At 41.5% G+C, this 23,748-nt stretch carries 19 protein-coding genes; 14 read left to right on the top strand and 5 right to left on the bottom strand.

The annotated features are described in order from the left end of the window. The first annotated feature begins 50 nt into the window (after positions 1 to 50). The 7 genes from ACQFX9_RS08195 to ACQFX9_RS08165 all read left to right on the top strand — a co-directional run bounded on the left by ACQFX9_RS08195 (position 51) and on the right by ACQFX9_RS08165 (position 9,064). The gene (locus ACQFX9_RS08195; protein WP_427161526.1) at positions 51 to 2,051 is read left to right on the top strand and encodes an ankyrin repeat domain-containing protein; all 2,001 of its coding nucleotides are present in this window, start codon (positions 51 to 53) and stop codon (positions 2,049 to 2,051) included. A 126-nt stretch (positions 2,052 to 2,177) separates the two neighbouring features. Continuing rightward, the gene (locus ACQFX9_RS08190; RefSeq protein WP_427161524.1) at positions 2,178 to 2,759 is read left to right on the top strand and encodes a hypothetical protein; all 582 of its coding nucleotides are present in this window, start codon (positions 2,178 to 2,180) and stop codon (positions 2,757 to 2,759) included. Between the two features lie 124 nt (positions 2,760 to 2,883). Beyond that, positions 2,884 to 3,276 (top strand): DUF2358 domain-containing protein, encoded by a 393-nt coding sequence (locus tag ACQFX9_RS08185; protein WP_427161522.1) that lies wholly within the window; start codon positions 2,884 to 2,886, stop codon positions 3,274 to 3,276. 192 nt (positions 3,277 to 3,468) lie between these two features. Then, positions 3,469 to 4,209, top strand: coding sequence for a Uma2 family endonuclease (locus ACQFX9_RS08180; RefSeq protein ID WP_427161520.1), 741 nt, complete (start codon positions 3,469 to 3,471; stop codon positions 4,207 to 4,209). An 83-nt stretch (positions 4,210 to 4,292) separates the two neighbouring features. Continuing rightward, a complete protein-coding gene (locus tag ACQFX9_RS08175) occupies positions 4,293 to 4,562 on the top strand; it encodes a hypothetical protein (protein WP_427161519.1) in 270 nt (89 codons plus the stop codon). A gap of 156 nt (positions 4,563 to 4,718) precedes the next feature. Next, entirely contained in the window at positions 4,719 to 5,906 is a 1,188-nt protein-coding gene (locus ACQFX9_RS08170) for a TRC40/GET3/ArsA family transport-energizing ATPase (RefSeq protein WP_427161517.1), read from the top strand. A gap of 398 nt (positions 5,907 to 6,304) precedes the next feature. After that, positions 6,305 to 9,064 carry a GAF domain-containing sensor histidine kinase gene (locus tag ACQFX9_RS08165; protein WP_427161515.1) on the top strand — a complete coding sequence of 920 codons (2,760 nt, stop codon included), beginning with the start codon at positions 6,305 to 6,307 and terminating at the stop codon, positions 9,062 to 9,064. A 47-nt stretch (positions 9,065 to 9,111) separates the two neighbouring features. On the opposite strand, the gene dnaN is transcribed toward ACQFX9_RS08165, so the two are convergent. Further along, positions 9,112 to 10,272, bottom strand: coding sequence for a DNA polymerase III subunit beta (gene dnaN, locus ACQFX9_RS08160; protein ID WP_427161514.1), 1,161 nt, complete (start codon positions 10,270 to 10,272; stop codon positions 9,112 to 9,114). Between the two features lie 457 nt (positions 10,273 to 10,729). Further along, on the bottom strand, positions 10,730 to 12,106 hold the full coding sequence (gene dnaA, locus ACQFX9_RS08155; protein ID WP_427162834.1) for a chromosomal replication initiator protein DnaA: 1,377 nt from the start codon (positions 12,104 to 12,106) through the stop codon (positions 10,730 to 10,732). 168 nt (positions 12,107 to 12,274) lie between these two features. On the opposite strand from dnaA, the gene ACQFX9_RS08150 reads away from it, so the two are divergent. The 6 genes from ACQFX9_RS08150 to ACQFX9_RS08125 all read left to right on the top strand — a co-directional run bounded on the left by ACQFX9_RS08150 (position 12,275) and on the right by ACQFX9_RS08125 (position 19,626). Beyond that, the gene (locus ACQFX9_RS08150) at positions 12,275 to 13,528 is read left to right on the top strand and encodes an HhoA/HhoB/HtrA family serine endopeptidase (protein WP_427161513.1); all 1,254 of its coding nucleotides are present in this window, start codon (positions 12,275 to 12,277) and stop codon (positions 13,526 to 13,528) included. A gap of 123 nt (positions 13,529 to 13,651) precedes the next feature. After that, positions 13,652 to 14,185 (top strand): peptide deformylase, encoded by a 534-nt coding sequence (gene def / locus ACQFX9_RS08145; RefSeq protein ID WP_427161512.1) that lies wholly within the window; start codon positions 13,652 to 13,654, stop codon positions 14,183 to 14,185. A gap of 93 nt (positions 14,186 to 14,278) precedes the next feature. Then, complete coding sequence (locus ACQFX9_RS08140) at positions 14,279 to 15,463, top strand: HMA2 domain-containing protein (RefSeq protein WP_427161510.1); 1,185 nt, start codon at positions 14,279 to 14,281, stop codon at positions 15,461 to 15,463. Between the two features lie 583 nt (positions 15,464 to 16,046). After that, the gene (locus tag ACQFX9_RS08135; protein ID WP_427161509.1) at positions 16,047 to 18,371 is read left to right on the top strand and encodes a heavy metal translocating P-type ATPase; all 2,325 of its coding nucleotides are present in this window, start codon (positions 16,047 to 16,049) and stop codon (positions 18,369 to 18,371) included. A gap of 79 nt (positions 18,372 to 18,450) precedes the next feature. Next, positions 18,451 to 18,756, top strand: coding sequence for a DUF5132 domain-containing protein (locus ACQFX9_RS08130; RefSeq protein WP_427161508.1), 306 nt, complete (start codon positions 18,451 to 18,453; stop codon positions 18,754 to 18,756). 291 nt (positions 18,757 to 19,047) lie between these two features. Further along, on the top strand, positions 19,048 to 19,626 hold the full coding sequence (locus tag ACQFX9_RS08125; RefSeq protein ID WP_427161507.1) for an HMA2 domain-containing protein: 579 nt from the start codon (positions 19,048 to 19,050) through the stop codon (positions 19,624 to 19,626). Between the two features lie 148 nt (positions 19,627 to 19,774). Here ACQFX9_RS08125 and ACQFX9_RS08120 read toward each other — a convergent pair whose 3' ends face one another. Further along, positions 19,775 to 20,590: a carbon-nitrogen hydrolase family protein gene (locus ACQFX9_RS08120; protein ID WP_427161506.1), complete on the bottom strand. Its 816-nt coding sequence runs from the start codon at positions 20,588 to 20,590 to the stop codon at positions 19,775 to 19,777. Positions 20,591 to 20,799: 209 nt separating this feature from the next. Between ACQFX9_RS08120 and ACQFX9_RS08115 the strand changes: the two genes are divergently transcribed. Continuing rightward, the gene (locus tag ACQFX9_RS08115) at positions 20,800 to 21,405 is read left to right on the top strand and encodes a MarC family protein (RefSeq protein ID WP_427161505.1); all 606 of its coding nucleotides are present in this window, start codon (positions 20,800 to 20,802) and stop codon (positions 21,403 to 21,405) included. Between the two features lie 36 nt (positions 21,406 to 21,441). On the opposite strand, the gene ACQFX9_RS08110 is transcribed toward ACQFX9_RS08115, so the two are convergent. Next, on the bottom strand, positions 21,442 to 22,530 hold the full coding sequence (locus ACQFX9_RS08110; protein WP_427161504.1) for a M4 family metallopeptidase: 1,089 nt from the start codon (positions 22,528 to 22,530) through the stop codon (positions 21,442 to 21,444). Between the two features lie 497 nt (positions 22,531 to 23,027). Then, positions 23,028 to 23,744, bottom strand: a complete 717-nt coding sequence (locus ACQFX9_RS08105) for a class I SAM-dependent methyltransferase (RefSeq protein ID WP_427161503.1) — start codon at positions 23,742 to 23,744, stop codon at positions 23,028 to 23,030. Positions 23,745 to 23,748: the final 4 nt, after the last annotated feature.

Genomic DNA, 23,748 nt, shown 5'->3' with positions numbered 1-23,748 from the left:
TTTCTGGAAGTCCTGAGATAAATCCAAGATAATCAACATTTGGTGAGATTATGGCATTTCTTGATGAAATTACGCCTGAACAAGAATCTCTAATGCCAAGTTATCGAGAAAAGTGGCATGAAATAGCATTTTCAACTGATAGGATTAACCCTTCAAAAGCTATTGAAGCAGTACAATCAGTCTACGAATTGCTGCAATTACCAACCCCAGAAATTCAAGTCTTTGATAGTTTATATGCAGCAGCAACAGTAGCAAAACCCCTTTATCAGCGTCTTTATTTCACTGAAGATGGTTTATCATTCGGCAACGAGTTAATCGGTAATTTACACAAGAAGTTTTATATTAACAACATAAATGCTATTGGGCATTGGGATGAATTTATTAGTTCTCAGTTGCGCTCGGATGCAACTTCAGAAATAGATGGAAAGTTATCAGAAAGTTTAAGAAATTACCTATTGGAAGATAAATCAGAATCCTTTTCATACTGCTATAACTTTTATTGGTTTTTACCGCTTCATTGGTATGCCTGTGAAGGTGGATTTTTTGATTTTCATTTTTCTGTCGCCAGTCATACACTCTTTGAACCTTATGATAAATCTGCCTGGGAAGTATTTCAAAAACTTGTGCAATCCTGTGGCTGGATTATTCCCTTTGAAAACATTTGTTTAGTTTGCGATCGCCCAACGCGGTTTTTGTTTAATGCTGAAAATATCCTCCATGCAGAAGGAGAGCCTGCTGTTCAATTTATTGATGGTACTGGGCTGTATTGTCATCACGGCGTAACTCTGCCCACGGAATATGGAGAAAATCATCCCCAGCAATGGCAACCACAATGGTTATTAGAGGAAACCGATATAGAACTAAAAACTACTTTAGTGCAAGCTATTACTAGCACCCTTGAAAGCGATAAGATTGGCTATTTTAAAGAAGCTTTGGAAATTGCAGCTGGGTTGGGAAGGCTAAATACCGTTCAACAGATATTAGCATTACAAACATTTGATGGTCATGCTCTATCTAATGCGCTGGCTCATGGGGTGTGGAGTAAAGATATTAAAATTTTAGAAATCTTAATTGCGGCTGGTGCTTACTTGAATCTCCGTACAGAGTGGGGTACACCTTTAATTGCGGCGGCTAGAACAGGAGACGTGAGTATTGTTCGTTATTTGGTAGAAGCAGGCGCAAATCCAAATCTGTGGATTGACTATGATGGCTACATGAGTCCGCTTTCAGAAGCAGTCTATGAAGGGCATCAGGAAATTTGTGATTATTTACTGCCTTTAATTACAGATACAGAAGAAATTGAATACGCTGCTAGAGAATTACCAAAAGCCGTAATTCGCAAACAGCGACGAGAAAATCAATCCCTACAAAAATTCTTTAACGCTATTTTGGACAGTGACACAACTACAGTACGTGAGTTAGTTGCACAAGGTTTAGATATCAATTCTGTAGATGAATATGGTAGCACTGCTGTTCATTGTGCAGTTAATGTTGGCAATGTACAAATGATCAAGTTACTTGCAGAATTAGGAGCAGATTTAAATCGCCTTGACGAAAATGGGCGAACCCCTTTAATGCGTGCAATTGGGATTTATGCTTTTCAAGCTAGGGCATTGCGGGCTTTGATTCGTGCTGGTGCTAATGTCAACTATAGAGATCAGGAAGGATATACAGCTTTGAATCGTGCAGTTTTAGATGACATTATTCCCCCAGTTTTTGCCAAAATCCTGCTCAAAGCTGGTGCTGAATATGGTTCTTGGCAAGGGACAGAAATTTTCTCAGCAGCAGAGAGTGGTAGTGTTAGGTTAATTAGGATTTTAGTAGCTTCTGGGATAGACGTTAACCAGTTCTCTGATACAGATGGTTTAACTCCACTCATGAAAGCCGTCATCAAATCTAAAGCTTGGGCAATGCGCGCTTTAATCCGTGCTGGGGCAAATGTCAACAGTAGAACTGAAAATGGTGAAACAGCCTTATTTTTTGCAGAAAATACAGGCAAAAAACATCCGGTAATTAAAAAGATTTTGCTCAAAGCTGGCGCGACTTACTAAAAGACCAAATTTCTAACCTTCCCAGGTGACTAAGTGTGAGGTGAAGGTGGTAGATTTTTAAAGTAACCCTAAACTTATCTAACGCTAGTGTTCTTCTGTTGAACTTGGAATTCGGAGCAAAGTAGCGTGAAACCTGAAGAAATAGCGGGAACTCTGACTGAAATATTCGGTACAGCCGACATACAAACACTTGCATCCGGCTCATGGCAAATAGATACGCCTAGATTTAGACTGTTGGTATTGCTATCAGAAGATGAAACTTGGCTGCGGGTGTTATTACCCATTGTGCCATTGCAAGCCGCACAACCATTTCTAGAACAGTTTTTAGCAGCTAACTTTGATACGACTCAAGCAGTCCGCTATGCTCTACATGAAGGTGTAATTTGGGGAGTGTATCACCATCATAGTCATACTTTAGTCAGTGCTGATTTACAGAGTGCGATCGCTCAACTCATCTCTTTACACAGTGCAGGCTTAAACGAAGTCTTCAATAGCCTAATTGAAACCCGCATTCGTCAAATTGTGAAAGCCGCTAAACAACAAGGACAATCTCTCCAAGCCACCATGCAAAATCTAGAACGGTTCTATGCAGAAGGATTATTAGGAGAAATAAACCAAACTTCAGCCGATAGAGAAGAAGTTTTAGCAGCCTGGCGCAGACAATTAGAAAGACTTTGGCAAGAAGTAGAATCTAACCCAAATGAATAAAACCAATTCGCAATTCGCAATTCGCAATTCGCAATTCGCAATGGACTTCGCCCGCTACGCTAACGCAATTAATTCAGCCACCCATCAGGGGCGAGATTTTGAACCTATCTTTTTCCGAAAATAAATGGATATTATCGAAATTCTCAAAGCAGACTACCAAAGATTTCCCACTAATCAAACTTACAGCATTTATGCTGATGACGTTTATTTTCAAGATCCATTAAATAATTTTCGCGGTGTTGAGCGATATAAAAAAATGATTAAATTCATCCAAACTTGGTTTTTAAACTGCCGGATGGATTTGCATAATATTCAAAAATTGGAAAACACAATCAAAACCAAATGGACACTGAGTTGGAATACTCCCCTACCTTGGAAACCCCGCATCTCCATTTCTGGCTGGAGTGAACTAGGGCTGAATTCCAATGGCTTAATTAATTCTCATATTGATTATTGGCACTGTTCACGGTTAGATGTACTGAAACAGCATTTCTCCCAACCGACAAATAATCAATGAAATTAGCCTTAAACTAAAATTAATCAATTTGGTCACTCAGTCTTATGACTAATTATTCCTTGATGGTACAATCCCCATTATTTATAAAGAATAAAAAAGTGAAACAACATTAATTCCAGCCCCTGGATTTATCCTGGTCGTGTTTTAATTTTGAATTTTGAATTTTGAATTTTGAATTCGGAGCAAAGCGACGTGACGGCTGCTAAAGATTCGGAAGTAACTGCGGACACTATACATACAGAGGTAGAAGATATTATCATTCCACCTAGTGATTTGTGGAGTGATGAGCCACCTGTGGAAAGTGATCTGCACCGAGAACAAATAGAATTGTTGTTGGCTTGTCTCAAGTGGTGGTGGCGTAACCGTAATGATTTCTACGCCAGTGGCAATTTAACAATATATTTTAGTCCAGAGCAAATTACCACCAGAGATTTTCGCGGCCCTGATTTCTTTGTAGTTTTAGGTTGTGAAAACCGTCCCCGCAAAAGTTGGGTATTGTGGGCAGAACAGGGTAAATATCCTAACGTGATTGTGGAATTACTCTCAGATAGCACTGCCAAAGTGGATAAAGGAACTAAATTTGAGCTATATCAAGAGACTTTTCGCACACCAGAATATTTTTGGTTTCATCCTGTGACTTTGGAATTTCAAGGGTTTTGCTTAGTTAGTGGTAAATATCAGCCTATAGAACCAAATTCTCAAGGATGGTTGTGGAGTCAACAGCTAGAGTTGTTCTTGGGTATTCATGAGTCAAAATTGCGGTTTTTCAGCCCAGACAAGCAACTATTACCCACAGCAGAAGAAAGAGCCGCTTTAGCAGAAATAAACGCTGAGGACGAAAGACAACAAAAAGAACTAGCACAACAGCAAGTAGAAGAACTCAAGGCAAGATTACAAGCTTTGGGGGTAAACCTAGAAAATACAGACGAATAAGTAAATTTTGCGTAAACTGACTGCAAAATCACTGAAGTATTCAACAAAAGAAATCATATACTGAACCCAAAAGAGCGATCGCTATGGCTGATAAAGAACTGAAACAACTCATCGAAACTAACGCTAAAACCATCCAAGCTATGTTAGATGATATGGCAGACACCAGAGAAGAACGTCAAGAACTCCGCGAAGGAATGATTCAACTGCAAAAAGCCGTAGAAAAATTAACGCAAGTACAAGAAGGCATATTAAAAATATTACTCTCAGGAGATGGCGATCGCCCCACCATCCTCAAAAAACTCTCAGACATCGAAAATAAACTAGATCAGCTATTACAAGGAAACAAGGATTAGGGAAAAAATACTTACAATAACCCTTACACCCCCACACCCCTAAACCCTTACACCCCTAAACCCATCAGAATACCCCATGCCCCCAGCCCCAAAACCATTGATAATAGAAGTAAGGTAAACAAATGTAAACAATTCTCAGGCAGGGCAGAATCATCCATGCGAGTAATTTTAATGACAGGTAAAGGCGGCGTGGGTAAAACTTCGGTTGCGGCGGCGACTGGACTCCGTTGTGCAGAATTAGGATATCGTACACTGGTTTTGAGTACCGACCCTGCCCACTCATTAGCTGATAGTTTTGATTTAGAACTAGGACACGCACCCCGACAAATTCGCCCTAACTTATGGGGTGCAGAATTAGACGCACTACAAGAACTAGAGGGTAACTGGGGTGCAGTTAAGCGATATATCACCCAAGTTTTACAGGCTAGAGGTTTAGAAGGAGTACAAGCCGAAGAATTAGCTATTCTACCAGGGATGGACGAAATTTTTGGCTTAGTCAGAATGAAACGCCACTACGATGAAGGCGAGTATGATGTCTTAATCATCGACTCTGCACCCACCGGTACAGCATTACGACTGCTGAGTCTACCAGAGGTTGGTGGCTGGTATATGCGACGTTTTTACAAACCATTTCAAAACATCTCTGTCGCATTGCGCCCCCTAGTTGAACCGATTTTTAAACCCATTGCAGGGTTTTCCTTACCAGACAAAGAGGTAATGGATGCACCTTATGAGTTTTATGAACAGATTGAAGCTTTGGAAAAGGTATTAACAGATAATACGCAAACTTCAGTCCGCTTAATTACCAATCCCGAAAAAATGGTAATTAAAGAATCTCTACGCGCCCATGCCTATTTGAGCCTATATAATGTCGCTACTGATTTAGTTGTAGCTAATCGCATTATCCCGGCTGAAGTGCAAGATCCATTTTTCCAACGATGGAAACAAAATCAAGAGGAATATCGTCAAGAAATTCATGATAACTTTCTGCCCCTACCAGTGAAGGAAGTGCCTCTATTTTCTGAAGAAATGTGTGGTTTAGCTGCCTTAGAACGGTTAAAAGAAACTCTCTACAAAGATGAAGATCCTACCCAGGTATATTACAAAGAAACCACCGTTAGAGTAGTGCAGGAACAAAATCAATACAGCTTAGAATTGTACTTACCTGGAATACCTAAAAATCAAATTCAACTCAGTAAAACAGGTGATGAATTAAACATTACTATTGGTAATCATCGGCGTAATTTGGTATTACCTCAAGCTTTAGCCGCACTCCAACCCGCAGGCGCGAAAATGGAAGAAGACTACTTGAAAATTCGTTTCGCTGATATTGCCAAAGCTTAATCATCGTAATCTTTGATACTTTTAAATCCCTGATTTCTTTCGAGAAATCGGGGATATTGTTTTTAGTAGTGGATGGTAGAGTTACACAATCAAAAAGCCGTATATTCAGCGATTTTACGTCATCAATAACCGATAAAAGCTATATTTAGTCTATTTTCAGAGTAATATTTGATGGCTCATTCTTATATTTTTTGATGAAAAAATCTTGCTGAATTAATCAACTTACTAAATAAAAATTATTCATATTTTTAAAATATAAACTAATGTAAAGACATATAAATAAATCAATAAAATTTTGACCGTGGTTTCACCGTAGACAAGCTTATTAAATAAAATTCACAATATTTTTAGATTTATAAAAATCACAAAAAATTCTGACATTAATTTAAATAAAAGCAATGTCTTTGATCGCTAAAGCTAACTTACAGGTCAACCTTGATCAAGAAAGCGTACTACGTCGGATTACAACTCGGATTCGTCAGTCTTTAGAGTTAGAAGATATCATCACAGCAACAACGGCGGAGGTACGTTCCTTGCTAGGAACTGACCGAGTAATGATTTATAAATTTCATGTAGATGGTAGCGGTCAAGTTATTGCGGAATCAATTTATGAACATCGTCTACCTTCACTGCTAGGTTTAAATTTTCCTGCCGATGATATTCCCCGTGAAGCTAGAGAATTGTTTCTCAAATCTAAAGTGCGTTGTGCAGTTAATGTTGAAACTGGGGAAATTGGTCAAAGTGGTTTATACAACTCAGAAACAGGAGAACAAATTTCTGAAGAAATTCGCTATCGACCCGTAGATCCTTGCCATATAAAGTATTTAAGAGCAATGGGTGTGAAATCTTCGGTGGTTGCGCCGATTATCCATCAAGATACAGTCTGGGGGTTATTGGTATCCCATCACTCTGAAGCCCGCGAAATCTCAAAAGAGGAATTAGCGGCTATGCAGATGGTTGTAGATCAATTATCTGTGGCGATCGCCCAAAGTGAACTCCTCACCCAAGCCCGCGCCAAAGCCCAACGGGAAGCCATCATCAACCACATTGCCACCCTACTACACTCCTTACCTACCATTGTTTTACAACCAGCTTTAGAAGCGGCAGTGCAAGCTTTTCATGGTGTTGGTGGTCGTCTGTGTCTAAAAAACCAAGCTTTTGACCTGCAAAATGGTCATCAAAAAAGTTTAAGTGAATGTTTAATTCCTGGTGGGGATTGTGTCCAACTTTATACTTGCGGTCAACAACCCATAATTACCCAACCCACAATCTATCCTCTCGTAGAGCAGTATAGTGCTTGGCAGGAACACTATAAATTCCATGATTATCGCGTTTGGGCAATTTCCGATATCTATCAAACTCCTGCTTGGCAAAGTTTACAACCTGCTTTTCAAGGGACTCAGATTCGTAGCGTTTTGATCATTCCCCTAGAATATCGGCAACAATTATTAGGTTATTTAAGTATTTTCCGCCAAGATATAGACACCGAAACTCTTTGGGCTGGTCAACATGATCCTGATCAAAGACAACTTTACCCTCGTTTATCATTTGAGTTATGGCGGGAGTGCAAAAAAGGACAAGCCCAAGCTTGGACAAATGAAGATATAGAACTAGCGCAAGCACTAGGTAAACATTTTGCTGCTGCAATTCAGCAATATGAACTATATCAACAGGTGCAAGCCTTTAATGAAAACTTGGAACAACAAGTTGCTAAACGCACTCTAGAACTGCAAGAAACCGCAGAACAACAACAGGCTGTATTCAGTGTCATTACTAAAATTAGGGAATCTCTAGATACTGAAACCATCTTTAAAATTACCACGGAAGAAGTCTGTCAGTTGATCAAAGCAGATCGCGTTTCAGTTTATCGTTTTAATGCTGAATGGGGTGGTGAATTCGTCGGTGATTTTGAAGCAGTCAATTCACACTGGTCATATAAATCTAAACTTGGTGTGAATTCAGTTTGGAATGATACTTACTTACAAAAAACCGAAGGTGGAAGATATCGTCATAATCAAACATTTACGGTTAATGACATTCATCAAATGGGATTTGACCGATGTCATGTTAATGTTTTAGAAAGTTATCATATTAAGGGTTTTGTTCTCGCCCCTATTTTTGTAGGACAAAAACTTTGGGGCTTGTTAGCCACATATCAACACTCAACCCCCCGACAATGGAAAACTTCAGAAGTTAATTTCATCACCCAAATTGCCGCCCAATTAGGAGTAGCACTACAACAGGCCGAACTCCTGAACCAAACACAACAACAAACCCAAAAGTTAACTCAAGCACTACATCATTTACAACAAACTCAAAGCCAACTAATTCAAACTGAAAAAATGTCTTCCTTGGGACAGTTGGTAGCAGGGATTGCCCACGAAATTAATAATCCGGTTAACTTTATTTATGGCAATCTCTCTCATGTGAGCGAATATGCGACAGATTTGTTAAGAATGTTGGAGCTTTATCAGCAGGAGTTTTCTGTAGAGAATGAAGCGATTCAAAATTTAGCAGCAAAGATAGATTTAGAATTTTTAGCAGAGGATTTGCCCAAAACTTTAGGTTCTATGCAAATAGGCGTAGAACGCATCCGTCAAATTGTCATGTCTTTACGGAATTTCTCTCGCCTGGATGAAGCAGAAATGAAAGCTGTGAAGATTCACGAAGGTATAGACAGTACCTTGTTAATTTTACAGCACCGTCTGAAAGCTAAATCAGATATTCCCGCGATTAGTATCATCAAAGAGTATAACGATATTCCCTTGGTAGAGTGCTATGCCGGACAGATGAATCAAGTATTTATGAATGTTTTGAGTAACGCCATCGATGCTTTAGAGGATTACAGGCGATCGCCATCCGAAAATTATCAACATCAAATTATCATCCGTACTAGTATGGGCGAGTTAGCAGACAATACTAAAAGTGTTGTTATTCAAATTATCGATAACGGCCCAGGTATCCCCGAAAATTTTAGAAATAGAATCTGTGATCCATTTTTTACTACTAAGCCTGTAGGTAAAGGTACTGGTTTAGGATTATCAATTAGTTACGGAATTGTTGTAGATAAACATGGTGGTGTGTTTGAATGTGATTCGCAACTAGGTGTAGGCACAGAATTTCTGATTGCCATCCCCATCAAACAATTCAGTTCATAGTAAGGATTTAAGTCCTTACTACAAGTTTTAACCCATCACTGGCAGTATTAATTTCTCAATTGAATTGGCATGGCTAAATAAGTCATCTTAAAACCGCCTAACGGCGTAAAAATCACTGGAGTTAATTCTTGATTTAAGTGCATTTGAATTTCTGAAGCTGACAGAGCCTTTAAACCTTCCATTAAATACTTAACGTTAAAGGCAATATCTATATCTGTGCCGGTAATTTGAGCCGGCATGGACTCTCTACCACTACCCATTTCTTGCGCTTCACAAGACAGAGTTAGTTTCTGCTCGTTAGCATCTATACTGAGTTTGACAATATTATTTTTTTGATCTGCTAATACAGCAATTCTTTCTAATGTACTTAAAAATTGACGGCGTTCTATTGTCACTTGCCGTTCAAATTGTCGGGGAATGAGTTGACGATAAGCAGGATACTGACCTTCTAAGGTACGACTAGTGAGGCGTTGATTAGCCCATGCAAACACTACCTGACCTTGGTCTAAGTATAGGGCTATTGGTTCATCAGAAGCGGCATTATGCGCTAACATTCGCTCTAGTTCGCGCAAGGCTCTGGCGGGAACTGTGACTTCTAATTGCTGTTCATGCTCTTCTAAAGGACGTTCATTGGTGGTTTCTACCACTGCTAGGCGGTGTCCATCAGTCGCAGCAAATTCTAAGGTGTCTTGTTTAACTGTTAAATGCACTCCTGTTAGGACTTGTTTAGTTTCATCCGCACTTGTGGCGAATAAAGAACCCCGCAAACCTTCGATTAATGCCGTAGCACTGATATAAATAGCTTCAGTATTTTCAATTAGGGGTAATTCGGGAAACTCTTCTGCACCCATCGCCCGTAATTGATATTGTCCACTTTTGGGGGTGAGGGTGACAACTAAACCCTCTCCTGTGGTGTTACTATCCGTAGATTCATCATCGAGGGTGATTTCTCCCTCTGGTAAACGAGAGGTAATATCTACTAATAACTTAGCCGGCAGTGCGATCGCTCCCTCTTGCCAAACCTCTGCATTAAAGCTAGTGCGAATTCCTAAACTGAGGTCAAAAGCAGTCAGGCTCACCTGATTGTTTTGAGCATCTGCTTGTAGTAGCACGTTGGCTAGTATGGGATGAGTCGGTCTAGAAGGTACAGCACGACTGACAAGGGAAAGATTCGCACTCAGGTCACTTTGGGAGCAAACTAATTTCATGGTTGGGAAATTGGGTACTAGGGATTGGGGATTGGGGATTGAGTGATTTTAAAAATCAAACAGGAGTCTTATCGTATCATTTTCATCTTTTACCAGGACAGTACGAAAACAAGTATAGGACTCATATTTGATTTCTCCGCAGCCAGGTACACTTTTATTCCCAATTTCCTATTCACACTTTTTTGTGCAGCAAAGCTGATTAAACATTGTGGAAACTGTGGAAAACTTAGCTGCAAGCAGTCGTTGATTATATCTATGAAACTTATATCTGTGGAAAACTTGTGGAAAAAACCTCAGATTTTTCCACAGAGCAATTATACTTGATCAAGTTTTCCACAAAAACAGGTGATTTTTCCACAGAAAATATTTGATATTAATCTATTTTTATACAATACTTAACATTTTAGAGTAATTTTAGAGAGTGAAAAGAGTAATGCTTGTGGAAAACTTTTAGTATTTATTTGCGTTGAGAAGCACTAGTCATATTAATGCGATCGCTCAATTTTTTCAGAGTTTGTGAGAGAGAGCGATCGCTATCCCGCAACTGAGTAATTTTTTCACAACTATATAACACAGTTGTATGGTCTTTCCCCCCAAACTCCTCACCAATTCTGGGGAAACTTAAATCAGTATGCTGCCGCATCAAATACATCCCAATTTGCCGCGCCCAGCTAATTTCTCGGCGGCGGGAATTACCTTTCAACTCTTCAATAGAGAGATCAAAATTTTCCGCGATTACCTGTAAAATCGCCTCTGGTGTCGCCGCAAATTTTTCCGTGGGAGTCACTAAAACAGGGGCAATATTTTCTACCGTCATTGGTAAACCCCAAATAGAAATATAAGCTAATGCTCTAGTTAAAGCCCCTTCTAACTCCCGAATGTTAGAAGTATAATTCACGGCAATATATTCAATCACATCACGGGGTAATCTAATATTTTCGTATTCCGCCTTCTTTTGCAGAATCGCCATTCTTGTTTCTAAATCGGGAGACTGAATATCCGCAATCAACCCCATCGAAAAGCGTGAACAAAGACGTTCTTGTAAGCGGGGAATTTGATTAGGGGGACGGTCAGAGGCAATCACAACTTGCTTACCCGCCTCATGTAAAGTGTTAAAAGTGTGGAAAAATTCCTCTTGGGTGTATTCTTTCCCCTCAATAAACTGAATATCATCCACTAACAAGACATCCGCCGCCCGATAATGCTCTCGGAAACTCTGCATACTATCATTGCGAATCGCCGTAATTAAATCATTAGTAAACTGTTCTGTAGACACATAAAATATCTTAGAATCATGGCAAATCTCTAAGCGATAATGTCCAATCGCCTGCATCAGATGAGTCTTGCCTAAACCTACACCACCGCACAAAAATAAAGGATTAAACTCCCGCCCTGGTGATTCCGCCACCGCTAAAGAAGCCGCATGAGCCATGCGATTATTTGCACCCACCACAAAGCGAGAAAATACATACTTAGCATTTAAATCAGTGGGCTGTCTTTTTTTGTGTCCAGTTTCCAGCATAGGATTTGGGGTTGGTAATTCCCACATCACTCCTGATTCCCCCAGTTCCTCAACCACATCACTTTGAGCCACTTTGATATAAATTTCTACGGAATAACCCAAAATATCCTGAACGACATGGGCAATAGTATTGATGTAATACTTTTGTAACCAATTCCGGGCAAAAGGATTAGGTGTAACGATAAATAAACAATTGTTTTCTAATCTTTCTGCATGAGCAGTTTTAATCCAAGTTTCAAAAGTGGGGCGGGATAATTCTATTTGTAAGCGTTCTAGTACCTGACTCCATAAAATGTCAATAGTAATTTCCATCATTTACCACCTTTGCCGCTAATCGTCACAATAGAAGATATCAGCAACATTAATCTCGTCTGTAAATGCTTTAAACCTGAAAGTAGCTTTTGAGTTGTAATCATCTTGGGCAATACCAATTAGGCCAGATCCTAGCACCCCCAGACCAACACGGAGACAAAAAGACACATGAAAACACGAGAGTACAACATTCGCAGTTTGTTTGCACAAAGAAGAATTAACAGTCTAAAGTTAATGCTTTTTGGTGGGGTCGCACTAGTATCTTTGGGAGGCTGTTCCCTATTACCTAGTCGTACAATACAAAGCCAACCCAATGATTCCCAAGCCCAAATTGCTGCTCAAACGGACACAGAAGCTACTCCAGAAGCTGCGCCGCCGCCAATCATTGCATCTTCTGGCGATCCTAACTTTGTTGTGAAAGTTGTGCAGAGGGTGGGAGGTGCAGTAGTGCGAATTGATTCTGCTAGAACTGTGACATCTCGTGTTCCCGACGAATTTAATGATCCCTTTTTCCGTCGCTTTTTTGGTGAAAATATTCCCTCACAACCACGACAACGTGTAGAACGGGGTAGCGGTTCGGGATTTATTATTAGTAAATCCGGTCAGATTTTAACTAATGCTCATGTGGTCGATGGTGCTGATCAGGTGACAGTCACCCTCAAAGATGGTAGAAGCTTTGACGGCAAAGTGTTGGGCGAAGACCCTGTAACAGATGTGGCTGTGATTCAAATTGATGCTAATAACTTACCTACAGTCGCTTTAGGCAACTCAGACTCCTTACAACCAGGACAACCCGTCATCGCCATTGGTAATCCCTTGGGTTTGAATAATACGGTGACTTCTGGGATTATTAGTGCTACCGGTCGCTCTAGCAGTGATATTGGTGCTAGTGATAAGCGTGTGGACTACTTGCAAACAGATGCAGCCATTAATCCTGGGAACTCCGGTGGCCCGTTACTGAATGCCAATGGTCAAGTAATTGGCATGAATACAGCAATTATTCGCGGCGCGCAAGGTTTGGGATTTGCCATTCCCATTAAAACGGTAGAGAAAATTTCCCAAGAATTAATTACTAAGGGTAGGGTAGATCATCCTTATTTGGGCGTGCAGATGGTAACGCTGACACCGCAAATTCGAGAAAGAATTAATGAGAGATTTGGCGATCGCGTTAACATTACATCTGATAAAGGTGTTCTTTTAGTCAGAATTGCCCCTCGTTCCCCCGCCGCTAGTGCAGGACTCAGAGCCGGAGATGTCATCCAACGCATTAATAATCAACCAGTTACTACAGTAGAACAAGTACAGAAGCTAGTAGAAGAAAGTAAAATCGGTAGTCCCCTACAAGTCCAAGTAGAACGGGAAGGACAAACCGAACAAATAGCAGTCAAACCAGCACCGTTACCCATACAGAGAGAAGGGTAAACCAGAGGTAGAGGGCAGGGAGCAGGGAGCAAGGGGGAAATTTTTCTCTCCCCTGCACCCTGCTCCCTGCCCCAATTCCTCTTCCATGCCCAATACCTAAAATTTTTGCATTTTAAATTAATTATGTCTGAATCATTACCCATCATCACATTAGGCGATTCCACCTTACGTCAGCAAGCGGTTGAGGTGCAAAATGTTCACGATGCACGTATTCAAAAATTAATTGATGATTTAATTACTACTGCTACCAACGCTAATGGTGTCGGCATTGCTGCACCACAGGTTGCGGAATCAGTGCAGTTATTTATCGTGGCTTCACGTCCTAACCCCAGGTATCCCCACGCGCCAGAAATGCAACCAACCGCAATGATCAATCCCAAGATAGTGGCTCACTCAACAGAGATTGTCAAAGGCTGGGAAGGTTGTCTCAGTGTTCCAGGGCTTAGAGGTTTAGTGCCTCGGTATCAAACAATTCAAGTCGAATATACCGACCGTGATGGTAAATTACAAACTCTAGAACTCACTGATTTTGTAGCACGTATATTCCAACATGAATACGACCATCTCAATGGAATTGTTTTTCTCGACCGAGTAGAATCTAATTTAGATATTGTCACAGAAGCCGAATACCAGAAAAATGTAGTCCCGAATACATAAGAAAAAAAGATTCTTAAGAATGATACCCAACAATAATTTTTAATGTATACTTAACCTATTGTTAACCTCAAGCTGGGTGTAGCTATCGAATAAATGGCACAAACTGTTATTAGTCGCGAAAGGTTAAGACCGCATTCGTATCTGCCAAGATTCCCTGACTTAACCTTAACTCAGCGTCACAGCAATAAATCAAAAGTGAATACGAATAGCAGTAAAGTGGTGAGAGAGCCACAATTAATACTTTCTGCTACTAGTATGCAAGTTGTACACGCAACAAATGGGCGCATACGCATCAAAGCGACTGACGATAGTTTTAGCTCCGACTGTGAAAACATCGTCCCATACTTACGACGGTATCCAGCTGTCAAAGACGTGACTATCAATGAGCGCACCAGCAGCTTGGTAGTGAGCTTTGATGAGCGACAAATATCGCTGTCGCAAATGTTGGGGATATTGCAAAGGCTGAATATTCAGATAACTCCAGACTCCCCTGTATCCGACCCCTTTGCAGCTTGGAAATCGGCGGAATTTTGGAAAGAACAGACTATATCGTTCATTCCTTTAATGGCGGGTTTAGCTGTCACCAGCAGATTAGGGATTAGTGGTTTAGCCTCGATTCCCGTTTATATGATTACCGCCGATGCAGCACGGAGGGTAATTGATTATTTAAAACCACGCCTAGCTGATAAATTGAGCGGTGAAAGTATCGCTCAGGATGATACAGAAGCCGTATCAGAAGCCAGCAGCGTCACTCCATCTTCCCCCCAGCACCCAGCACCCAGCCCCCCTGCCTCAAATCAGCCTCCCATTGTTAAAAAAGATAGAGAATCGGTGAAATGGTCAGCAAAAGTGACCTATAGTGTAATACATCAAATACCTGGAAGAATTCGGTTTCATATACCAATATTGAGCAGCGATCGCGCCTATGGTCGGAGATTAGAAAAGCTGTTGCAAGCTGATCCTGTAGTCGAGAGTGTCCGCATCAATCATGATGCAGCATCAATTGCCATAGCTTACAAAGCTAACGCAGAAATAGCTGTATCTCGTTGGGTAAGTCTCATGGAATCAGCCCTAGAGACGACTCCAGCTAAAGTTTCCACACCAGCACCGCAGTCAACGCCAGCTACATCTGAACCAGTAGTTACTCAACAGATGACTGAGCCAGAAAATATTACCACCACGGACAAGCAAACAGTCTATATATCCAGTTGGTGGGCTGAAATGAAATATTCAGCACTGTCTTATTCTTTGAATTTTATGGCGAATTTACCACTGTAAACAGTCACAAGTCGCCAGAAAATCACCAAAGCGGTTTTTTATTACTTTTGTTCGTCTGTAGAAATTGGAGGACTCAAAATGGAAGATTCTGCGTCAGCGTCCGATACTGTACCGCGACCGAGAAAACGGCACTGCACACATTACAGAAAATTAAATATACCGCAATATCTACAACGCCTGTTCAGCCTGCTAGCTCGGAATTACCTCAAACTGACTAGTTCAGTGGCAGTAGATATACAGCAAATAACATCCAACAATCAGCAATTGACATTTAGGACTTTCCCGAACATAAATTATCCATCTTGTTTGATGGATATCTGGCTTATCCAAGAGCAGAAAAGAGCTAGGATGCCCGTCTCCCCAGGAAATTTGGGGTGTTTTGGGATGCCCTCAACGGGGATCGCTGTCTAAAACCACAGCATTGTCAAAAATCATAAATCTGCATTTATGTCCGTCTTGAGGAGATGGGGGTTAATGCTGAGAATCAGGGGCAAAACTTTTTTTGCCTGGGGGTATTAATCGCCTTTTTTTCCGTAAGAGACCACTAAATACCAAGTTTATCTACCGCATCAAGGATCTATCAATGGCACAAACAACCGTACAACTAGCGTCACCTCCTGTGCATCAGTCTCTAGAAGTTGTAGAGAAGCAGGCGGAAGAAGTAGCTGTAACTTCCATCACTGCCTATCAGACACAAAACCAATTCAATGGCTCAATAGTTGCAAATCTGCCTCAGTTTGTATCCCCAAAGCAGATTGCGCCAGTTACCCATAGTATTGTTCATGCAGTGCCAGGGAGGTTACGCTGGCGTGTACCTCGGTTGCGCTACGATACAGATTACGCCAAGCGTTTGGTAGCTTTGTTAGAAGCTGATACTCTAATTACGAAAACTCGGATTCAGCCGGCGGCGGCTTCTTTGGTTGTGGTCTATAAACACAATGCCGTTGCTGAAGCCAAAATGCGATCGCGTCTCAGTTGTCTGATTGTGGCAGCTGGTGATCCTGGAATTGTCCCCATCAGCACGAAACAATCATTAGCCACCCCAGGGGATCAAGAAGAAGCTTCCTGGCCAGGAATGCAACTATCAGTTTTAGCCACAGGATTAGCGATTTTAGGCGGGCCTTTAGGAGTAGCGATCCCATCGTTCTTGACGGCTGGGACTATCGCCCTAGCTACATTACCAGTATTCAAGAGAGCCTTAACCGGAATTGTCACCCAACGCAAACTTACTATCGACTTTTTGGACTTTATTGCGATCGCTATGACTACCGTTCAAGGTCAGTTTCTCACACCATCCTTGATGTTGAGTTTAATTGAAATTGGCGAAAATATCCGCGATCGCACCGCCCGTTCCTCCAAAATGCAAACCCTAGATTTACTCAATTCACTAGGACAATTTGTTTGGGTAGAACGCAATGGGGAAAAGGTGCAGATCCCCATTCAGCAAGTCCATGCAGGCGATACAGTCATCGTTTATCCTGGGGAACAAATCCCCGTAGATGGCAGCATCATTAAAGGTAAAGCCCTGCTTGATGAACAAAAATTAACAGGCGAATCTGTACCGATTTTGAAAATCAAAGGACAGTCCGTATTTGCCTCCACCTTAGTCCGAGAAGGACAGGTTTACATCTTGGCGGAACGGGTAGGTAGTGACACCCGCGCCGGACAGAGTATTAAACTCATGCAGGAAGCTCCTGTCCATGATACGCGTATGGAAAACCATGCGATTAGAATTGCTGAAATCGCGGTTGTGCCGACACTCTTACTGAGTGTGTTAGTGTTTGCCCTCACTCGCAACCCAGCCAGAGTCGCCAGTATTCTCACTCTCGACTTATGTACGGGGATTCGTGTCTCCATTCCTACCACAGTTTTAGCTGCCTTGAGTAACGCCGCCCGTCAGGGGATTCTCATCCGTAGTGGTCGCGCCTTAGAACAACTAGCAGAAATTGACACCATTGTCTTTGATAAAACAGGCACACTCACCCAAGGTGAAGTTTCGGTAATTGCGGTAGATAGCTTTAACCCAGAAATATCAGGCGATCGCATCTTAGCCATTGCCGCCGCAGCCGAACAACGTCTTACTCACCCCGTAGCCGAAGCCGTCATTCGCTACGCCGAAGCCCAAAAAGTCGTGATTCCCAGCCGTAGCAAGTGGGATTATAAACTGGGCTTGGGTGTGAAAGCAGAAATTGACGGTGAGACAGTTTATGTGGGTAGCGAGAGATTTTTACGCCAACAAGAAGTTGATATGGAGGTACTCAACGGCAACGGACAGAAAGCCACCTCTGTAATTTATGTTGCTAGTAATGGACGACTTCAGGGTAGAATAAGATATAGTGATGTGCTTCGTTCAGAAAGCCGGGAAGTCATCTCCCAACTAATGAATGTAGAAGGTGTGGAGGTGCATATGTTAACCGGAGATAACAAACGCACAGCCCAAGCTGTCGCCGCCGAATTGGGAATTGCTCCCAGCCACACCCACGCAGAAGCTTTCCCAGAACAAAAAGCTACAGTAGTCCGTCAACTGCACGAACAAGGTAAAACAGTTGCATTTGTAGGGGATGGGATCAACGATTCCCCAGCCTTAGCCTATGCAGATGTTTCTGTATCCTTTGCCCACGGTTCCGAAATTGCCCGTGAAACAGCAGACGTAGTGTTAATGGAGAATAACTTGCATGGACTATTAGAAGCGATCGCGATCGCTCGTCAAGCCAAGCAACTCATTCGGCAAAACACTGGTATTGTTGCTATACCTAACTTGGGAGCATTAGTTATGGCTGTGTTATTTGGATTGAACCCCCTAGCCGCAACAGTAATTAACAATGGCTCAACCATAGTCGCTGGAGTCAATGGGTTACGTCCAGTCCTCAAACATCCACCCAAAAAAGCTCTGCCATCAGAGAGATGAGATGCTAAATCTAGCAAGATTAAGCTAGAAGGCTTTCAAAATCAGATTTTCCATTTCAATATATTCGGAGGAATGAATTATGCCTAAAATTACCGACTTTGTAGAAGAAGCAGGCGCACCAGGAATCATTGCTGGTATTGGCGCAGTCTTACTAGCTCCCGTTTTACTTCCTGTCATTGCAGGTGTGGGTAAACCCATTGCCAAATCAATCATTAAAGGCGGAATCGTTGCTTATGAAAAAAGCAAAGGTGCTTTTGCTGAACTCGGCGAAACTTGGGAAGACATAGTTGCAGAAGCTAAAGCAGAACTAGCAGAAGCAAAAGAAGTCCCAGCTTTTGAACCTGCTGGTAATACCATTGATACTGCGGCCGATAATGGCGTGTAGATTACCAACGAGTAATTAGTAATTGGTAGACGCAAGGAAACCCAACAAGGATATCGGTGTTGGGTTTCGCCTTGCTCAAACCAACCTACATCTGACACGCCTAAAATGTTACAAGAAATTGTAAGTTGGGTTGACACAAGGAAACCCAAAACTAACATCTATATTGAGTTTCCGAGATTCATGTTGGGTTGCGCTGCGCTTTACCTAACCGACATTTAATTTACACCACAAGACCTATATTAAACTTGCCACACTACTACATATACTTAGATTTTTTCAGAGGGTGATTTGATGTTAACAAATAGTCATGGGAATCTCACTACAATGCCAGCAGTTGAAAACCGCAGCAATTGCAATCAATCATCCACACCCATATCTACTAAAATTATCAGTGATACCCCAGGCAGATTAAGGTTGAGGATTGGTCATGCTCATCGTCAAGCTGACACCATGCAACATATTGCCGACACATTAAAAAGTAAATCCAATGTGCAGGATGTAAAAACAAATCTTCAGCATGGCAGTATTGTAATTAAGCATGATGCTACAGATAGTAGCTGGGAAGATGTCTTAGCAACACTAGAAGATTTAGGCGTAATTTTTGGCGAAATTGGAGAAGGTAACACCGAAGCAGCCACAACTGTAGCCAGTGCAGTTGTGGATTTAAATAAACGAGTTAAACAAGCCACAGATGGCGCAGTAGATATTCGTTTTCTGTTTCCGTTAGGACTAAGTATTTTGGCGGTGAGACAGTTAATCATTAAAGGGTTGCAGTTGGAAATTATTCCCTGGTACGTATTAGCTTGGTACTCCTTTGATAGTTTTATTAAACTGCATGGCATCACACCACCAAAATCTAGTCAGGAATAGGGATTGGGGATTGGGGACTGGGGATTGGGGACTGGGGATTGGGGAAAAGAGACAAGTAGACAAGGTAGAATCTTCTACCTAATAACTAATGACTAATGACTAATGACTATTGACTAATGACTAATGACTAATGACTATTGACTAATGACTATTGAAACACTCTGTGTTGTAGAGAAGGCATTTGTCTGCGGACTTGTTCTAGGCGTGAGGGATTAATTTCGGCGATCGCTACTCCTGGTTTATCACCAGCATCATCTAAAATTGTCCCCCAAGGGTCGATAATTACCGCGTGTCCATGAGTAAGACGGCGATCGTAATTATTGCCTGTTTGGGCTGGAGCAATGACATAAGCAGTATTTTCAATTGCTCTTGCTTGTAATAATACCTGCCAGTGGTCTTTACCTGTAAAAGCTGTGAATGCAGCAGGAACAAAAATTATATCTGCGCCTTTGGTAGAAAGATGGCGGTAAAGTTCAGGAAACCGCACATCGTAACAGATAGACACACCAATATTTCCCAAAGTTTCCGAGTAATGCACAGGGGGAAGTTGTTCACCTGCTACCACCGTACTAGATTCACGGTAAGTATTCCCATCGGGAACATTCACATCAAATAGGTGTACCTTATTGTAACGGGTGAGTTCTTCACCATTAGGGTTAACCAAAATAGTAGTGTTATAAACCTTACCTGTATCACCCACAGGTACAGGGAAACTACCGCCTAAGATAGTGATTTGGAAGCGTTGCGCCATCTTTTTGATAAAGACTTCACTAGCTTGAGCGATCGCTTCTGCTTGTGCCAGTTTATCCTTTTCCTCTCCCATAAAAGAGAAATTTTCTGGTAAACCCACCAATTCCGCACCCCGGCGTACAGCCAGATCAATCAATTCCTCAGCTTGCACCAAATTCTTTTGCAAATCTGACACACTGGTCATTTGAATGGCGGCGGCTAAATAAGACTTCATAGACTTAAAAAACAGTGTAGTTGTGTGCGATAGATAATCAAATATATCGTTACTTAAATATCCGACAAAGAGGATGAGGGGGCAAGGGGGGGATTGGGGATTGGGGACTGGGGACTGGGGATTGGGACAAGGTAGGAGTAATGAGTAATGAGTAGTGACTAATGACTAATGACTATTGACTAATGACTATTGACTATTGACTATTAACTATGACCCTCGATACTTCTATTCTCATTCAAACTTTTATTGCTGTGTTTGTGTTGGCAGATGCTATAGGCAATGTACCAGTGGTTTTGGCTTTAACTCAGGGTATAACACCGGAGGAAAGAAATAAAATCATTGATAAGGCCATTGTAATCGCGATCGCTGTCTTACTGGTATTTGCCTTTGCTGGTCAATATATTTTGACTTACCTAGAAATCAGTATGGGTTCGTTGCGGGTGGCTGGGGGACTATTACTGCTGTTAATCGCGTTGCAAATGCTACGGGGAGAACTAGATACACCCGTTCATGAACCAGGACAAGGCCGTGATGTCTCAATTACCCCATTGGCTTTACCCTTGTTGGCGGGGCCAGGTACACTCACAACGGTGATGTTGTTCATGTCTAAATCCCATAGTCCTCATCTAGCGGTTGTGTTGGGTATTTTGGGGGCGATGCTGATATCTTGGTTGATTTTGCGTTTAGCTAATCAGATTGATAAATGGATTGGTGTGGCTGGTGCAGTAATTGCCACGCAACTATTAGGTTTTTTGCTGGCGGCTTTAGCTGTGGAGATTGGTAGCACAGGCATTCGGGAATTATTTTTACGGTAGAATACACCCTAAATTAAATTTCAATTTTTCTTGTCTCTACACAGCTACTAAAACCCCTACCTCTTGCCAAGCTTGATTTACGGCTTGATGTTCTGTGCTACCTTCTCCGTAGAGTTCCTTCGCTATCTGTACAGTAATATCGGCAGCTTGTTGAAAATTGGCTTTAGAACGCAGGCGATCGCGTAGAGCAATATACCAAATTTTACCCGCTTTTTCCCACGCATAACCACCAATAGCCGTGGCTGCTAGATAAAAAGCCCGGTTAGGAATACCGGAATTGATATGTACACCACCATTATCAGACCAGCCAAAATATTGGTCTTTCACATGACCTGGTTGGGGGTCTTTACCTAATACTGGGTCATCATAGGCTGTTCCTGGTTCTTTCATGGAACGAATACCAATACCTTTAACTTTAGGCATCAGTAACCCTTCCCCGATAATCCAGTCTGCTGCTTCTGCTGTTTGATTTCTGAATCTTTGCTTCACCAAAGCACCGAATACATCAGAAAATGACTCATTCAATGCGCCTGATTCTCCATAATATTGCAACCCCGCTTCATACTGAGTCACACCATGAGTTAATTCATGGGCAATTACATCAATACATTTAGTGAAGCGGTCAAATAGTTCGCCATCGCCATCACCATAAACCATTTGATCACCATTCCAAAAGGCGTTTTCATATTTCACGCCATAATGCACAGTTGAGTCTAAACGCAGTCCTTTATCATCAATGGAATTGCGTTCAAATATCTCATAAAACAAATCATAAGTAGCACCAGCCGCATTCACAGCCTCATTAACTGCTACATCATTGCTTGGAGGATCACCTTCATTCCAAGCTATAACTCCTGGTAGTTGATAGCCATTTTTTGCATCATAAACTGTACGTTGTTTTTGTCCAGGAGAAGGAGCTAAGAAGATATTCCCAACAATATCTCTCCGTCCGCGCAGTTGTGCTGAAAGATTTAACGTATGAAAAGCCCAACGTCGTTGTAAGTCATTACCATTTACCGCCACATTTTCTAATATATGTGGTGGAAGTACACAACATATTGGACATCTAGTATTGAGTGAATGATCACAATTAGATGTAGCTAATTTCTTGCGTTTTCTAGCCATCTTAACCAGTCTCCTTGAGTTAGTAAGTAATGAACAACCGTGGATAAAACACCACGGTTGGAAGGAGCAGAGTCATTAATGGAGATGGCGAATCCCTGGTTAATTTGTTGATGAATCTTTCTTATCTCCTATTGTGAGACATATTGCTAAAAAATCAACAGCATTTTGTTCCAGTCATCAAATATTTTTGCTGATAGGAAATTATTTTTTATTTATATTTTGAATTCTGTATTGCTTAGAAAATCTGATTAATAATAAACTCACAGAGATTACCTTTGTCGCTCAAAATAGTTTCGTATTTTAATAGTATTAATACAGTTGATTAAATATATGTTAAATCCGAGTAGCCGCTTTTCTTCAGTAAGATTGCCATTACTGACACAATATTTTTTTCTAGTAGTTACTATTAAGATTAATTAAACGAAAAAATCCTTGAACAATTTCCAAAATCAAAATCTTCCCCATGCCCCATTCCCAATGCCCCATACCCCATTCACCTAAAGCCAACCACCGAAAACAGCTAAACCGTAATACTTCCAAGGGACTGCAACCGTTTTAAATCCCGCTTGAGTCAGCATTTGCAAGTGAGTCGCTAAAGTTGCGAGTTGGTCTTGGCTAGAGTATCCTTGTTGGGTGCTAGTGCCTACTTTCGCCCGAATCGCAGCTAAATCAGTTCCTTGTTGTCTAGCCCATTCCTCACGGGTGGCTTGATAAATTTCCGCCAGGGCTGGAGACTCTGGTAATATGGGGTCAGCATTCCAAAAACAAGCGTTTTGGCTTAGGCTGGCAGCAATTCGTTGAAATAGTTCTAACTTCATCTCATCTTTGAGGTGGTGAATTGCCAAAGATGAAACACAAGCATCAAATTCACTACCAATATTCAAGTTTTCTGGATGAATTGCCCAATCACCAAAATCAGCTTGTATTCCCGTCCATCTGGGTGCATAACCAGCTGCGGCGATTTTTTCCTGAGCAAACTGTAGCATTCGGGGTGAGTAATCTAAAGCAACGATGTGTGCATCTGGACAGCGTTCGAGTATCTTGAGACTGACTTCACCTGTACCACAGCCTAATTCTAAAATGTAACGACTAGTAGTAGGTAGAAAACGAGTCATGACATCAAGCATTTCGTCATATCGTGGTAGTAACTGACGAATACCGTAATCAAAATCAGCAGTGTTGGCAAACACTTCTCCTGGAAATAGTTGTGACATAATG

Origin of the sequence: Aliinostoc sp. HNIBRCY26 (assembly GCF_050235535.1) — a bacterium.
Lineage (GTDB): Bacteria > Cyanobacteriota > Cyanobacteriia > Cyanobacteriales > Nostocaceae > Trichormus.
This window is presented reverse-complemented; position numbering and strand designations above follow the sequence as displayed.

Bases quoted from the DNA above. Each gene is read 5' to 3' on its own strand.
- ACQFX9_RS08195 (WP_427161526.1), top strand. From the start codon at position 51: ATGGCATTTCTTGATGAAATTACGCCTGAACAAGAATCTCTAATGCCA.
- ACQFX9_RS08185 (WP_427161522.1), top strand. From the start codon at position 2,884: ATGGATATTATCGAAATTCTCAAAGCAGACTACCAAAGATTTCCCACT.
- ACQFX9_RS08175 (WP_427161519.1), top strand. From the start codon at position 4,293: ATGGCTGATAAAGAACTGAAACAACTCATCGAAACTAACGCTAAAACC.
- ACQFX9_RS08170 (WP_427161517.1), top strand. From the start codon at position 4,719: ATGCGAGTAATTTTAATGACAGGTAAAGGCGGCGTGGGTAAAACTTCG.
- ACQFX9_RS08165 (WP_427161515.1), top strand. From the start codon at position 6,305: ATGTCTTTGATCGCTAAAGCTAACTTACAGGTCAACCTTGATCAAGAA.
- dnaN (WP_427161514.1), bottom strand. From the start codon at position 10,272: ATGAAATTAGTTTGCTCCCAAAGTGACCTGAGTGCGAATCTTTCCCTT.
- dnaA (WP_427162834.1), bottom strand. From the start codon at position 12,106: ATGGAAATTACTATTGACATTTTATGGAGTCAGGTACTAGAACGCTTA.
- ACQFX9_RS08150 (WP_427161513.1), top strand. From the start codon at position 12,275: ATGAAAACACGAGAGTACAACATTCGCAGTTTGTTTGCACAAAGAAGA.
- def (WP_427161512.1), top strand. From the start codon at position 13,652: ATGTCTGAATCATTACCCATCATCACATTAGGCGATTCCACCTTACGT.
- ACQFX9_RS08140 (WP_427161510.1), top strand. From the start codon at position 14,279: ATGGCACAAACTGTTATTAGTCGCGAAAGGTTAAGACCGCATTCGTAT.
- ACQFX9_RS08135 (WP_427161509.1), top strand. From the start codon at position 16,047: ATGGCACAAACAACCGTACAACTAGCGTCACCTCCTGTGCATCAGTCT.
- ACQFX9_RS08130 (WP_427161508.1), top strand. From the start codon at position 18,451: ATGCCTAAAATTACCGACTTTGTAGAAGAAGCAGGCGCACCAGGAATC.
- ACQFX9_RS08125 (WP_427161507.1), top strand. From the start codon at position 19,048: ATGTTAACAAATAGTCATGGGAATCTCACTACAATGCCAGCAGTTGAA.
- ACQFX9_RS08120 (WP_427161506.1), bottom strand. From the start codon at position 20,590: ATGAAGTCTTATTTAGCCGCCGCCATTCAAATGACCAGTGTGTCAGAT.
- ACQFX9_RS08115 (WP_427161505.1), top strand. From the start codon at position 20,800: ATGACCCTCGATACTTCTATTCTCATTCAAACTTTTATTGCTGTGTTT.
- ACQFX9_RS08110 (WP_427161504.1), bottom strand. From the start codon at position 22,530: ATGGCTAGAAAACGCAAGAAATTAGCTACATCTAATTGTGATCATTCA.
- ACQFX9_RS08105 (WP_427161503.1), bottom strand. From the start codon at position 23,744: ATGTCACAACTATTTCCAGGAGAAGTGTTTGCCAACACTGCTGATTTT.